The sequence below is a fragment of the Halobacillus sp. BAB-2008 genome (assembly GCF_000328325.1).
In the GTDB taxonomy this organism is placed as follows: domain Bacteria; phylum Bacillota; class Bacilli; order Bacillales; family Halobacillaceae; genus Halobacillus.
On sequence record NZ_ANPF01000010.1, the window covers coordinates 32,327 to 46,250 of the forward strand.

The 13,924-nt window shown below is 48.3% G+C and carries 12 protein-coding genes; 6 read left to right on the plus strand and 6 right to left on the minus strand.

The window, feature by feature from the left end; genetic code table 11:
* Window positions 1–80: 80 nt before the first annotated feature.
* From glgD to glgB, 3 genes are read right to left on the minus strand one after another with little or no spacing between them, the layout of a single operon-like run.
* Window positions 81–1,187 (minus strand): glucose-1-phosphate adenylyltransferase subunit GlgD, encoded by a 1,107-nt coding sequence (gene glgD / locus D479_RS03425; RefSeq protein WP_008633662.1) that lies wholly within the window; start codon window positions 1,185–1,187, stop codon window positions 81–83.
* A 12-nt stretch (window positions 1,188–1,199) separates the two neighbouring features.
* A complete protein-coding gene (locus D479_RS03430) occupies window positions 1,200–2,360 on the minus strand; it encodes a glucose-1-phosphate adenylyltransferase (protein WP_008633664.1) in 1,161 nt (386 codons plus the stop codon).
* Window positions 2,350–4,269: a 1,4-alpha-glucan branching protein GlgB gene (glgB, locus tag D479_RS03435; protein ID WP_008633666.1), complete on the minus strand. Its 1,920-nt coding sequence runs from the start codon at window positions 4,267–4,269 to the stop codon at window positions 2,350–2,352. The genes D479_RS03430 and glgB overlap by 11 nt, the downstream gene beginning before the upstream one ends.
* A 367-nt stretch (window positions 4,270–4,636) precedes the next feature.
* Between glgB and D479_RS03440 the strand changes: the two genes are divergently transcribed.
* From D479_RS03440 to D479_RS03450, 3 genes are read left to right on the plus strand one after another with little or no spacing between them, the layout of a single operon-like run.
* A complete protein-coding gene (locus D479_RS03440; RefSeq protein ID WP_008633669.1) occupies window positions 4,637–5,050 on the plus strand; it encodes a DUF948 domain-containing protein in 414 nt (137 codons plus the stop codon).
* Between the two features lie 15 nt (window positions 5,051–5,065).
* Window positions 5,066–5,515, plus strand: a complete 450-nt coding sequence (locus D479_RS03445) for a DUF948 domain-containing protein (protein ID WP_008633671.1) — start codon at window positions 5,066–5,068, stop codon at window positions 5,513–5,515.
* Window positions 5,512–6,222, plus strand: a complete 711-nt coding sequence (locus tag D479_RS03450) for a hypothetical protein (protein ID WP_008633673.1) — start codon at window positions 5,512–5,514, stop codon at window positions 6,220–6,222. Before D479_RS03445 ends, D479_RS03450 begins: the two co-directional genes overlap by 4 nt.
* A gap of 50 nt (window positions 6,223–6,272) precedes the next feature.
* Here D479_RS03450 and D479_RS03455 read toward each other — a convergent pair whose 3' ends face one another.
* From D479_RS03455 to D479_RS03460, 3 genes are all read right to left on the minus strand, one after another.
* Entirely contained in the window at window positions 6,273–7,553 is a 1,281-nt protein-coding gene (locus D479_RS03455) for a globin-coupled sensor protein (protein ID WP_008633675.1), read from the minus strand.
* A 132-nt stretch (window positions 7,554–7,685) separates the two neighbouring features.
* Window positions 7,686–7,835: a hypothetical protein gene (locus tag D479_RS20615; RefSeq protein WP_008633681.1), complete on the minus strand. Its 150-nt coding sequence runs from the start codon at window positions 7,833–7,835 to the stop codon at window positions 7,686–7,688.
* A gap of 62 nt (window positions 7,836–7,897) precedes the next feature.
* The gene (locus D479_RS03460) at window positions 7,898–9,319 is read right to left on the minus strand and encodes an NAD(P)H-binding protein (RefSeq protein ID WP_039870677.1); all 1,422 of its coding nucleotides are present in this window, start codon (window positions 9,317–9,319) and stop codon (window positions 7,898–7,900) included.
* A gap of 139 nt (window positions 9,320–9,458) precedes the next feature.
* On the opposite strand from D479_RS03460, the gene D479_RS03465 reads away from it, so the two are divergent.
* The 3 genes from D479_RS03465 to D479_RS03475 all read left to right on the plus strand — a co-directional run.
* The gene (locus tag D479_RS03465) at window positions 9,459–10,853 is read left to right on the plus strand and encodes a sodium/glutamate symporter (protein ID WP_008633685.1); all 1,395 of its coding nucleotides are present in this window, start codon (window positions 9,459–9,461) and stop codon (window positions 10,851–10,853) included.
* A gap of 183 nt (window positions 10,854–11,036) precedes the next feature.
* Window positions 11,037–12,257, plus strand: coding sequence for a dicarboxylate/amino acid:cation symporter (locus tag D479_RS03470; protein ID WP_008633687.1), 1,221 nt, complete (start codon window positions 11,037–11,039; stop codon window positions 12,255–12,257).
* Between the two features lie 386 nt (window positions 12,258–12,643).
* A partial coding sequence (locus D479_RS03475) for a DHA2 family efflux MFS transporter permease subunit (RefSeq protein ID WP_008633689.1) occupies window positions 12,644–13,924 on the plus strand: 1,281 nt, incomplete at its 3' end.

The following is a 13,924-nucleotide window of genomic DNA, read 5'->3' on the forward strand; positions in this document are numbered from 1 at the left end:
GTCTTACGCGAAAGGGACTGACCAGAGTGATGCGTCCAGACAGTCCCTTATGTTAGTCATTCATTTTTGATAACGTTCGTTTACATCGTCCTTCTCTTGGCGATAACAAACGGTTTCTCCGGGGCACCGATCAGCGTTTTGCCGCGGGAGATGCTGCAGTCTTTATCAAGGATGACATTCTCGAGAACAGCATTGCTTTCAATTTCGCAGCGCTGCATGATGATCGAGTTTTTAATGACGGCTCCTTCTCCTACTTTCACACCTCGGAAAAGGATGCTGTCTTCCACATGACCCTCGATGACACAGCCGTTTGCGACCATCGTATTGGTGACGTTGGACGTTTCCGTATAGTTGGAAGGCGCTTCATTCTTCACTTTTGTGAAAATAGGTGCTTCTTCCTTAAACAGTGCATCATGTTCGTCTGCATCAAGCAGTTTGGAACTGTTGCGGTAGTAGCTTTCCACGGAATTGATCAAAGCATGAGTTCCTTCATATTCATACGCATGGACATGGATGTCCGGAATCTTCGACTTGATCCCGTCCAGGAAAAAGTTCGAGCAGCCGTGTGCGATACACTTCTCGATCAGCTCATACAAATACTGCTTCTCGATGATGTACATATCCATGTACACATTGGAATTGCTGTGATCATTGTGAATAGCTGTCACCCGGTTGTCTGCATCCAGATCCAGCTTGTGGGCTCGATGGAACTCCGGATAAAGCTCTTCTACCTTCGTATAGACGACCGTTACATCCGCTCCTGCTTCCTTATGTTCACGGAGGACATCCTGGAAGTCAATGTTGCAGATGTTCTGGGAACCGGAAACGACGATATAATCTGCAAGTGTCCGGTTGATGAAGTCTATATTGTTGTGGAAATGCTGCAGATCCCCACGGGAAATGTCCGTCGGATCATTCCAGTCCGGCGGCAAAATGAATAATCCGCCGCGCATCCTGTCCAAATCCCATGCTTTTCCTTGTTCCAAGTGATCCATAAGTGAGCGGTACTTACGACGCGCGAACACAGCCACGGATTCAATTCTGGAATTGGTCATGTTCGAAATTGTAAAGTCGATCATCCGGTAACGGCCGGCGAATGGTACAGCCGCTCCGCACCGGAAATAAGTCAGTTCGTCCATCATGTCTTGTTCGTGATCTAAGTTTATGATTCCTGCAATACGATCCATAATATCCTCCCTTTAACTATTCGTTGCGTAGCTTGTCGCAAGAACGCTGCCTTCATCTGCTACAAGCGTGATTTCACTGTCTGGTGAAGGGTCGCCGATGACGGCTCCGTCTTCAATGACGCTGCCTTTGGAGATGATCGCGCGGTGTATCTTCACGTTCTTGCCGATCTTCACGTCCGGCATGATGACGGAATCTTTCACGACGGAAGACTCGCCGACATGCACACCGTAAAAAATAATCGATGTATCAACCGTTCCATAAATCCGGCAGCCTTCATTGACGAGGGCATTCCGGACGGAGCCTCTCGGTGCAATGTACTGCGGCGGCTGGTTCGGGTTCTTCGAATAGATGCGCCATCTGTGATCGTTGAGGTCGAGCTCAGGGTTCTTCTTCAACAGATCCATATTCGCTTCCCACAGACTATCGACCGTACCGACATCCTTCCAGTATCCTTCGAACTGGAATGCCATCAGCTTTTTATAATCATAAAGAAGAGCAGGGATGATATCTTTCCCGAAATCATGGGAGGAATCTTCTTTCTCCGCATCATCGATCAAATAACGCTTCAATACTTCCCATTTGAAGATATATACACCCATCGACGCCAGGTTGCTCTTCGGAAATTCAGGTTTCTCATCAAACTCGGTAATTCTTCCATCATCATCGGTATTCATGATCCCGAAGCGGCTCGCTTCTTCCCAAGGGACTTCGATGACAGAGATCGTCGCATCTGCATCCGTCTTCTTGTGGTGGTCGAGCATCGCATTGTAATCCATCTTATAGATATGGTCACCGGAAAGCACCAGTACGTGTTCCGGATCATATTGGTTAAGGAATTTCAAATTACGGTAGATGGCGTTCGCTGTCCCAGAATACCAACCTCCGCCTGCTGCCTGCATGAAAGGCGGGAGTACAGAAACGCCTCCGTATTTACGGTCCAAATCCCACGTGTCCCCGATTCCGATATAATCGTTCAGGATCAGTGGTTCGTATTGTGTGAGAACACCGACCGTATCGATGCCGGAGTTCGTGCAGTTACTTAATGGAAAATCAATGATCCGGTATTTTCCGCCGAAATAGACGGCTGGTTTCGCAATTTGTTTGGTTAATGATTTCAGTCGTGTCCCTTGACCGCCGGCCAAAAGCATCGCAACGCATTCTTTATTTTTCATGATTTTCCTCCTTGGATACTGAAGTTCTCTTCAAGAAGCTCACACCGAGCGGGGGAATCGTCATGGTAATATGTTGATCCTGTCCTTGCCATGGAGAAGGTACTGTTTCCAGCGGCAGTCCGTTCGTCTGCCCAGAACCTCCGAAGTGTTCCGCATCACTCGAGAAAATTTCTTTGTATGAGCCGTTTTTCGGGACCCCTACTTTGTAGTCGTGATAAACTTCCGGTGTGAAGTTACATACCACTACCAGCTGATCATTGGACGTACGGCTGTTGCGTACGAACGATACGATGCTCTGCTCGTAGTTGTTGGGATCGATCCATGTGAATCCTTCCGGTTTGTGATCGAACTCCCACAGGGCGGGCATGTCCTTATACAAACGATGCAATTGTTTCGTGTATTCCAAAATGGAGGCGTGGGATTCGTAATCGAGCAGTTCCCAATCCAAGTCCTCTAAGTCCTTCCATTCATCGAATTGACCGAATTCACCTCCCATGAATAAAAGTTTCTTCCCTGGATGGGCGTACATAAAGGCGAGAAAAGCACGCAGATTGGCGAATTTCTGCCAGTAGTCCCCAGGCATTTTATTTAATAACGACTTCTTACCATGAACGACCTCATCATGAGAAATCGGTAATACAAAGTTTTCGGAAAATGCATAATGGATCGAGAAGGTAATCAGGTTGTGATGGTACTTCCGATGAATCGGATCCATCTCCATGTACTTGAGCATGTCATTCATCCAACCCATGTTCCATTTATAATTGAACCCGAGGCCTCCGATATAAGTCGGAGCGCTAACCATCGGCCAGGACGTGGATTCCTCAGCCATCATAAGCGTATCGGGAATTTCTTCGAAAACGGATTCATTCATTTGTTTGATGAACGTTACAGCTTCCAGGTTTTCTCTTCCGCCGTATTCATTCAGCTCCCATTCCCCGTCTTCCTTACCGAAGTCGAGGTAGAGCATACTGGCGACGGCATCGACACGGAGCCCGTCCAGATGGTATTCCTTAAGCCAGTAAACAGCGTTTGAAATGAGAAAGCTCTTCACTTCGTTCCTTGCAAAGTCGAACGTAAGCGTTCCCCATTGGGTTTTCTCCGCCTTCTTAGGATCGGCATACTCATAAAGCGCTTCTCCGTCGAAGCGTCTCAGTCCGTGCTCGTCCTTGCAGAAGTGACCGGGGACCCAGTCCAATATGACACCGATTCCAGAATTGTGACAGCGGTCGACAAAATATTTGAAATCATCCGGGGTGCCGTAGCGGGAGGTGACGGAGTAGTAGCCTGTCGCCTGATATCCCCAGGAGCGGTCGAACGGGTGCTCCGTCATAGGTAGTAATTCGATGTGGGTGTAACCGAGGTCCTTAACATACGGAATGACCATATCTGCATACTCCCGAAAATTATAGAAGACTTCCGGTTCAATATTCTTCCATGACCCTAAATGAAGCTCATAGATGGACATCGGAGATTCATACGGGTTCTTCGCCTTCCGTTCTTGCATCCACTGATGATCTTTCCACTCATAACCATCCAGCGGATAGACGACGGAAGCGGTATCGGGGCGCAGTTCGCTGGAAAATGCGTAAGGGTCAGCCTTCAATCTCAAATGTCCGTGTGCGGTCAGGATTTCGTATTTATAGATCGTCCCTGAATCGAGATTCGGGATGAACGCCACCCATATCCCGTTATCATTGACTTTCTCCATCGGGTTCTCCCGTCCATCCCAGTCGTTGAACATACCGACGACGCTTACACGGACAGCATTAGGGGCCCATACGGCAAAGCGGATGCCCTGCTTTCCATTCCGCGTTTCGGGATGAGCACCGAGCAGTCGGTAACTGTACCGGAGATTCCCTTGATGGAACAAGTAGATATCATGCTCTAAAGTTGTATCCTGAACCACATCATCACTCCTCATGAATGTTCTTCACCAGCCTTATACCGTTGTTTTACACCGGCCTGTTGAGAACGTTTTAATATGCTTATATTCATCATAAATTTTGGCGAACGCTTTTACAATTAAAATTAATGAAAATATTCTGAAAAGTTTTGTCGGATATTGTCGAATTTTCCCAAATTAATGCCAAAATCACTTATAATAGGTTCGCAATTTTCGGAAATCGCTTTCATATGATGTCGATTCCCTTTTTATTACAAAAGAAAACGGTTTATTACATATTTTTACACATCGTATAGTTTTCTCAAATGCGTTTCAGACAAAAAAAATAGTGGTATAGCTTTAGAAACCAAAATTAACGAGGTGAACAGTCATGTCATTAGCAGGGATCAGCCTACTAATCATCGCCATCGCATTCGCATTCATCAGTATCTATGTCGTCAAAACGCTGAAGGCGGCAGCCAGCACCATGACCAGCGTCTCCCATACATTAGAGAAAGTGGAGGGACAGATGCAGGGAATTACCACAGAATCAGAACATCTCCTTAAGAAGACGAACACGATCGCTTCCGATATCGAATCGAAAACACAAACCTTAGACGGACTTTTCGACACCATTAATAATGTAGGGTCGACTGTCGGTAACGTAAACCAGTCCCTGCAGGGCATGAGTGAGAGTGTCGCCCATGCTTCCCACCAAAAGGATGAAAAGGTGGTCAAGGCGCTCCAATGGGGCGATGCGGCCATCGAACTTTATTTGAAATGGAAACGGAAAAATGCAAAATAAAAGGAGGCAGCTCATATGGATTTCTTAGGAATTGGAGTATTGATCATCGGCATCGCCTTTGCCATCGTATCAATCTTCCTGATTAAAGCACTGAATAATTTAGCCAATGTCCTCAAAGGCGTAAGAAAGACGGTGGATCAGCTGCCGGAGCAGTTGGATTCTGTCATGAAGGAAACGACCGGCGTCCTCCATCAAAGCAACGATACGCTGGCAGATGTGAATGAAAAGATCCGTGCCCTCAGCCCACTCTTCTATATCGTGGGGGACATTGGGGAATCTTCCCGTAAATTGACCTCTTCTCTCGTTGATGTGACCCACACGATCAAGACGAGCACCCACGAGGGAGAACAGAAAATTAACGAGGAAGGCTGGCGCGGCATTTACGGGGCCCTCGCCTTGACGTATTATTTAAGCCAGAAGCGAAAAGCGCTGAAATCCGCCCAGATCAAGAGTACGTCTGTATGAAGAAGGACAGCGACTGGATAATCGGAGGAGCTTCAGGGGTTCTCGCGGGATATACGGCACGGTCGATAAGCAAAGATCCATCCATCACGAAGATGAAATGGTACAGAAAGAAGAAAGAGCTATATGAAACAGGTCTTTCTGGACACCAGTATCTTCAGGAATCAAAGAAGGAGCTGCAACAGGCAGCTGCCGCAAATACGAAACAGAAAGGGGATATTAAGATGACACAAACGAATGGAAACGCAACACAAACAAAAAAACGAGGGAAGCTGCCGTTGGCCATGCTGACTGGAGCAGTGATCGGGGGAGCATTTGTTCTAATTAAAAACCCCGAAGAACGAAAGCGTATCATGGAGGGAACGAAATCCACCAAAAATGCCGTAACAGGCTATGCCTCCGAGGTGAAAGAGGACCCGAAAGCGAAGAAGGATGACCTCTTAACCCGCATCCAGAACGTTGTGACCATCGCTAACGAAGCCATTACAACCGTTCAGGAAGTCTTCAATAACCAAGGCAAGGAAATTACTGAAAAAGTGAAAGATATTAAAGAAGAGTCCGAAGCCATTATCCATACGGCAAAAGACGCCGGAGAGGACCTGCAGGAGGTAGGCGGTAAGGCGAAGGAAGCGAAAGAAGAGCTGACAGAGTCGAAGGAAGAGCCTTCCGTCCAACAGGAAAAAGTCGTGGAAGTAAACGCTCAACGATGAAGAGGTAGACGAAAAGCGCCGGATCCGTAGTAGGATCCGGCGCTTTTTTATTATTCCGTGACTTGTGTAAGACGCTGGGAAGAAGCAGCGACATCCGTTACCGCTGCATTTATTTCCTGGATTGCTTCCGCAAACGCAGCAAGCTCTGCTTCTACGCTGTCACTGAAAGCCTTGTTCTCCCCCATTGCCTCAACAATTCCGGTGAAGAATTTGTTGATGTGCTGCATGCTTTCGGTGCTCTGACGGACGGCCCCATCCATCTGCGTCACGCTTGCAGACACCTTGTGGATTTGAGAGCTTGTCATCGTGATAAGCGCTGCTACTTCTTCCACAGATGCTTTCGTCTGTTCGGAGAGCTTCCTTACTTCATTGGCAACAACTGTGAAGCCTGCTCCATGTTCCCCCGCCCGTGCAGCTTCAATAGACGCGTTTAAGGACAGTAAATTCGTCTGCTCGGCTATGGACGATACAATGGTGACAATTTTGCTGATCTGTTCCGCTGTCCCTTGGAGGTGGTTCATATCGGCTGTAATCGAATCGATCTGCCCTTTCATTTCATCCATTTGTGATTGCTGGACCTGCAGGCGGTTCTGTCCTTCTAAAGATTGTCGCTCTACATCATGAGAAATACGCACCCCTTCTCTTGATGCTGCGACGATGTTCTTCGTCTGGTCTGTCAGGTGTTCGGTAGAGGCACTGGCCTGCTGGGATACAGCTGCGACCTCCTCCGACATCCGGTCGATCCTCGTATAGGCCTCCATGCGCTTATGTACTTCCACTTCCCGCAGACCTGCCGCCTCTTCTTCAAACATTTCCAAAACCAACTGCTGCTCCAGATTCAAGATTTTTGTCACCGCACGAAGTGCTTCCAGAAACTGAGGACCGGTTCCAAGTTCCCGAGAGAAAATATCAAGGAAGGAATGGGTGAGATCCTGGAACGCGCACATATACCACTTCGGTTTCAGCCCGATTCTCAAATGAACAGAAGCGATCGTCCGCCTCTTCTCCAAAAACGCTTCGTCGATGATTCCTGTAAACATTTCTTCTATGTGTCTCCTGAGCGTCTGCTTCAACCGATCGACGGAGCTGGTTTCCTCAATGATGGCGGTCAAGGACGGTTCCTTCTGTAAGTTGGCATAGAATTGATCGACGACTGCACCGATATTAGCGGCAACAACAGGTTGGAGCGACTGGAGAACGGCCAGATCGGGCTCTGTCAACCCGATCATGTCACACTGCCTCTTCACATCCGTCCCTTCTACGAGATGGAGCTCTCCACTGAATTTTTCTTCTATTGGTAATGTTGGCGTCTGCTTCTTCTTAAATAACAATGCCTTTTCCTCCCTCACTCACGCTTCTATACGTATGTATCGACATAGAAAGTACGGTTTTAAGCCATTTGATAAAAAAAGGAAAAGACGCAAAAAGGCCCGCCATATAGGCGGACCCGTATCGAAGTGCCATTAGTAACGGCCTCGATCGATATATTCATTCGGCTCTTGACCGAACTCCGTACTGTGGTTCTTGAATTGGGCAAGGCGGCCGTTTCGATGCTCACCTTTGCTCTTCGTCTCTTTAAACTGACGATTGTGTTTCTTCTCTTTATTGCCCATGGTTTTCACCTCGTGTAAAACATGATGTCTTACACCCCTATTCTTCGTCCATTCCGGCTGATTTATGCATGGCTCCGAAAGGAAACAGGAGGGGTTGTATCCCATTTTTCCAAATGACGGCGGAAGCAGTGCATGACAAGCAGATGGGCTTTGGCCTGTGTATATTTATAAAAGAACCAAGGGATCGACGGCATGTAATCATGAATCGCTACGATCGCTTCATTCTTACCGGGAATTTTTCGAAATTCAAGCCGGCCCCGCTCATTCTTATCGACATCGGCCAGAACGCCGCCGGAAATATAATAAAGCGCCCGGTCTCTCGTACTTCGATCAGCGGCATACGTAAGTTCAAGCAGGGGCGTCCGGTTAAAGATGACACCGATCCGGCAATGGCTGGCATCAAAAACCGTCGTCTTCACCCACGGATTGAGTACCCGCTCCAGCCAGCGCACGTAATATTTTGCAATCCAGTCTGCAGAGTGACCCGTTGGCAGCGGGATCCTCTGCACAGACCGCACATCCTGCTGGATGGGAGAGAACTTCGGCTTGAGACGGCCCTTTTTCTTCGGTGCTTCTTCCTCTAAAGCAGCCCTCGCCGCTTCTTCAAACGTTATGCTTCCTTCACTCAGTCCTTTCACGCGGTTCTCTTCCTGCACAATCATCGGATGCACAAGGCTTTCAATTAATGGGTAAACCATTTCTTTAGGCGAACCTGTCACAAGACGCACCCACAGCTTGGACAATTGAATGGTTAGAAAAGGAACATCGATCATCTTCGGGCTGCGGTTCATGACGGCGGCGAGTTTTGCCATCATCTCCTCATAAGTCATCACTTCCGGACCGCCGACGTCGACAGCCTTCCCTGCCAGTTCTCTGTTATCAATGCTCTTATCCAGCGTAGTGAGTACGTCCGGGAGAGCAATCGGCTGCGTCTTCGTCCGCGTCCACCTTGGTAAGACCATAAACGGCAGCCGCTTCACCAAATTCTTCAAAATCGGAAAAGAGGAGCCGGAGGGACCCACGATAAGCCCTGCCCGGATCGTCGTGACCGGTGTCCCGTATGCTCCGAGAATTTCTTCTACTTCCAGGCGGCTCCTTAAGTGAGGGGACAGAGGACGCCCATCATCCGGAACGATCCCGCTTAAGTAAATGATTTGCTGTACGCCCTGCTTTTTAGCTGCCTGTGCGAAGTTATCGGCAAGAATGACGTCCATGTCTTCAAACGACCCTTGGGTCAACTTCGCTGAGGGAAGCATCGAATGGACGAGGTAGACAGCAATATCGGCACCCTCCAGTCCTCTTTCCGCATCAATCAACGAATATAAGTCACAGGACTTCCAATGAATATGGGTCTCGTCCTCCTTATCATCCCCATTTCTTGATAATGCGATAATGTCATGATTTTTTACCAATTTTTTCATCAAATTACGGCCGATATACCCGCTTGCACCAGCGACTACGACCTTTTTTCTCGGCTCTGTCATGGCTTCACTTCCTTCTTTATTTCCTATGTACCCGGATACCATATGCTAATAACTCGACAAAATTCGCCGAATTTCGAGTTTTATGGTAAAATTCCCGAGGTGACACCTACATATTCCATCGTAAAGGGAGAGATGAAATTTGACAGCTAATGAAATCGGCTTTGCACTCCTTTACATCGGACTTTTTCTATTGATAGGAAAGATCATCCGTGTGAAAGTGACTTTTTTACAAAATTTGTTCTTACCATCTTCGATTATCGGAGGTTTTGTAGCATTATTGTTAGGCCCCCAAGTATTAGGTAAATTCATGCCGGATGACTCCTGGCTTTCTTACGGCGTCATGCCGCCGGTCGTGACAGAAGTCTGGGCGGATCTGCCTGGGTTGATGATTAACGTCGTGTTTGCTGCCTTATTCCTTGGCGCAACCCTTCCTAAATTGAGTCAAATTTGGAATTATGCCGGTCCTCAATTAGCTTTTGGCTGGACGATCGGCTGGGGCCAGTATGTCGTAGGACTTCTTCTCGTGCTGCTTGTTCTGACACCCGTATTCAATATTCCACCGATGGCAGGAGCCCTGATCGAAGTAGCCTTTGAAGGCGGACACGGAACGGCTGCCGGTATGGCCGGTACGTTCGAACAATTCGGCTTCGATGAAGCGTTCGATTTGGCGATCGGGCTTGCGACGATCGGCGTCTTATCCGGTGTCATCTTCGGAATCATCCTCATCAACTGGGGAATCCGTAAGAAAAAGACGAAGGTAATTGATGGAATCAACGATTTCTCCGATCTTCAGAAGCGCGGGTTCATGGAATATCAGAACCTGGAGCCGAACGGAAAGCTTACGTTCCGTCCGGAATCGATCGAACCTTTATCCTTCCACATGGCGATTGTCATGCTTGCCATATTCATTGGTTGGGGAATCTTAGAATTACTCATTCAATTAGAAGCGGTGACACTGGGATCAGGCTTCATGGAATTCATTCCACTGTTCCCTATGGCTATGGTCGGTGGTGTGCTTCTACAGATCTTCTTCAGCAAAAAAGATAAATATAATTTAGTCGACCGCCGTATGGTCAACCGTATTCAAGGGCTGTCTCTCGATGTTCTCATCCTGACTGCCATCGCTACGGTTTCCATCGACGTCATCGGTGAGTATCTGGTTCCGTTCTTGCTGTTAGCTGCAGCGGGGATTATATGGAACTTGTTCTGTTTCTTGTACTTTGCCCCACGTTTCATTCCTGATTATTGGTTCGAGCGCGGATTAGGCGACTTCGGACAATCGACGGGCGTCACCGCTACAGGGCTTCTCCTTATGCGTATCGTCGACCCCGACAACAAATCACCATCCTTTGAAGCATTCGGATATAAGCAGCTGTTCTTTGAACCATTCTTAGGAGGCGGTTTCATCACAGCATTATCCGTTCCATTCATTGTGCAGTTCGGCCCATGGACTGCCCTCATCGTATCTGTAGCCATGATGGCTGTCGGAATCATTTCCGGGCTGTTCTATTTCGGCAAACAGAAAATGAGATAAACGATTTATTAGATCAGCGTCTGCCATGCCGGCAGGCGTTTTTTTTTCATACGAGCGTCTCTTTGTTTCATACTAAGCAAGTCGATTGACACCCGGCGCAGGCATGCTATATGTTATAGTCCGTAATCATAAGTAAATCGATCAGAATTCATGATAAATATTGGTAAATAAAGGAGGTTACTTATGAGTAAACTGTGGAAGGGATATATGGAGACATCTCTGATTAAGAAAATCACCGTCGCACTTGTACTCGGGATTCTTGTCGGTCTGATCTTCGGCGATGGGGCATCTGTCCTGGCTCCGCTTGGAGATTTACTGCTCCGTCTTCTCAAGTTCATCATCGTTCCATTAATTCTGTTTACATTAATTGTCGGTGTCAATCAGACCAACACGCACGACCTCGGTCGAATGGGCGGGAAGGTGTTCCTCTACTATCTCGGCACCTCGGCCCTGGCGATTATCGTCGGAATCATCGTCGCAGGCTTGTTCCAACCGGGAACGGGCACGAGCCTGGATGGGAGCGAAAGCATTGACGTCCCGGATAATCCCGGTCTCACAAGTGTTCTATTAAATATCGTACCGGAAAACATTTTGACGGCCCTCACGGAGATGAACCTGCTCGGCATCATCTTTACGGCCATCGTCTTCGGAATCGCGATTGCATTCCTGCGTTCCTCCGCCGATTATAAGAAAATCGGTGACAGTACGTATCAAGTGATTGAAGGCTTGAATGAAGCGACGCTGACGGTCATGAAGGGAATATTGCAGTACGTACCCGTCGGAATCTTCGCGATTGTTGCTGAAATTGTCGGAACAGAAGGCAAAGACACGCTGCTGTCGCTTGGAAATTTCATTCTTGTCCTTTATGTCGGCCTGTTTGTCCAGCTGCTGATCTATGTCGGTATCCTGTTGATTACCAAGCGGAAGCCGTCCGCTTTCTTCCGGGAGGCACGGACACCGATGATCACCGCTTTCGTCACACAGTCAAGCTCCGGGACGCTGCCGCTGACACTGAATGCAGCTAAAAACCTCGGCTTAAACAAAAGCCTGTACGGGTTCAGCCTTCCGCTCGGGGCAACGATCAATATGGACGGAGCAGCCATCCGGATTGCTGTATCTGCTGTATTTGCAGCGAACGTCATCAATGATCCGTTGAGCTTCACGGATATGCTTCAGGTCGTCCTTGTTGGTACCCTCGCTTCTGTCGGTACAGCCGGAGTTCCGGGAGCCGGAATCATCATGATCGCAACCGTCTTCTCGCAAGTCGGACTTCCTATGGAAGCTGTCGCGCTGCTTACAGCGGTGGATGTCTTTGTCGGAATGGGGGCAACCGCCCTTAACGTCACCGGCGACCTCGTCGGAACGACCGTTATCAATAAATCAGAGAAGAAAACAAACCGGTAATATAGAAGAACAAAAGCGCTTTTCTATGCAAACGCCACTAACCGGTAGAGCGATCATTATGGTAAAGGGCGGAGGGAAAAAGGGCAGACTCCTGCGGGAAGTGTGGCACAGATGAGACCCCGGAAGAGCAACAGCGATGAGGACGCTCACCGGCCACCCCGCGGAAAGCGCCCCATTTCCCGCAGCCCGCTCCTCTACCCGATGAAAATTTCAATTAGAAAGCTGTATTACGCGGCTTTCTTTTCTTTTTGCAGTCGAATGGTTAGCATTCTAAGGAATTTTTGTGGGAAAAAACATTAAGAATGCAATTCCAATGGAATATATGCTATCATTAATCGTTAGTCACCTAAGTATTTAGCTAAGCACCAAAAGAAAGAAGGGGTAAGATGACAGACGAAGAAAGAAAGTCCATTAATCGCGTCCCCTTGATGATCGTGCTCATCTCGGGGGCGTTCGTTGCGATTTTGAACCAAACCTTACTTGCAACGGCCTTGCCGAAGATCATGGAAGATCTTCAATTGGACGCCAATACAGCCCAATGGCTGCAGTCGATATTTATGCTGGTGAATGGAATTATGATTCCGATCACCGCCTTTTTAATTGAACGTTTTACGACAAGAAGTTTATTCCTGACCGCCGTCGGATTGTTCGCTGCGGGTACGCTCGTTTGTGGGATCGCACCGAACTTCTCCTTACTGATGGCCGGACGTGTCCTTCAAGCTGCCGGGGCGGGGATCATCCTGCCGTTGATGCAGACCATCCTGTTCCTGATTTTCCCTATAGAAAAACGCGGTGCAGCAATGGGAATGTTCGGACTCGTCATCGCTTTTGCACCGGCCATCGGTCCGACATTGTCCGGATGGGTCGTCGAGCAATTCCCTTGGAGAAGTCTGTTCTTCATCATATTGCCGATCGCCATCGCAGATATTATTGTCGCTTACTTCATATTGAAGAACGTAACCAAACAGACCTTTCCGAAAGTGGACCCGATCTCCATCATCCTATCTACCTTCGGTTTCGGCGGGATTCTGTATGGATTCAGTGTCGCCGGTAATAACAGCTTCTTCAGCGGGGAAGTAATGATTTCCCTCGGTGTCGGAGCGGTTACGCTGTTCCTGTTCATTACGAGACAGCTGAAATTGGAGAAACCAATTCTGGAATTCCGGATTTTCAAATACAAAATGTTCACCTTAACGACAGCTATCGGAATGATTGCCTTCATCGCCATGATCGGCGGTGCCGTCATTCTACCAATCATGATGCAGAACATGCTCGGATTCACTGCCTTTGAATCCGGTTTGATGCTGCTTCCTGGAGCGGTACTCATGGGGATCATGAACCCGATCACGGGACGTCTTTTTGATAAATTCGGTGCCAAATGGCTCGCCATCATCGGACTCGTGCTCGTTACCGGCTCCACGTTCCTGTTCACCGATCTTACGCCGCAAACAACGTTCACGTACCTGGCGATCGTCAACTGTTTCCGTATGTTCGGTATCGCCATGGTCATGATGCCTGTCACAACGGCAGGACTCAACCAGCTGCCGGAACATTTGATGCCGCACGGTACAGCGATGAACAACACGATGCGCCAAGTGGCCGGGGCCGTCGGTACGGCACTTCTCGTATCTGTCATGACGAGTCAGGCCGAACCGTCGGAAGGTCTG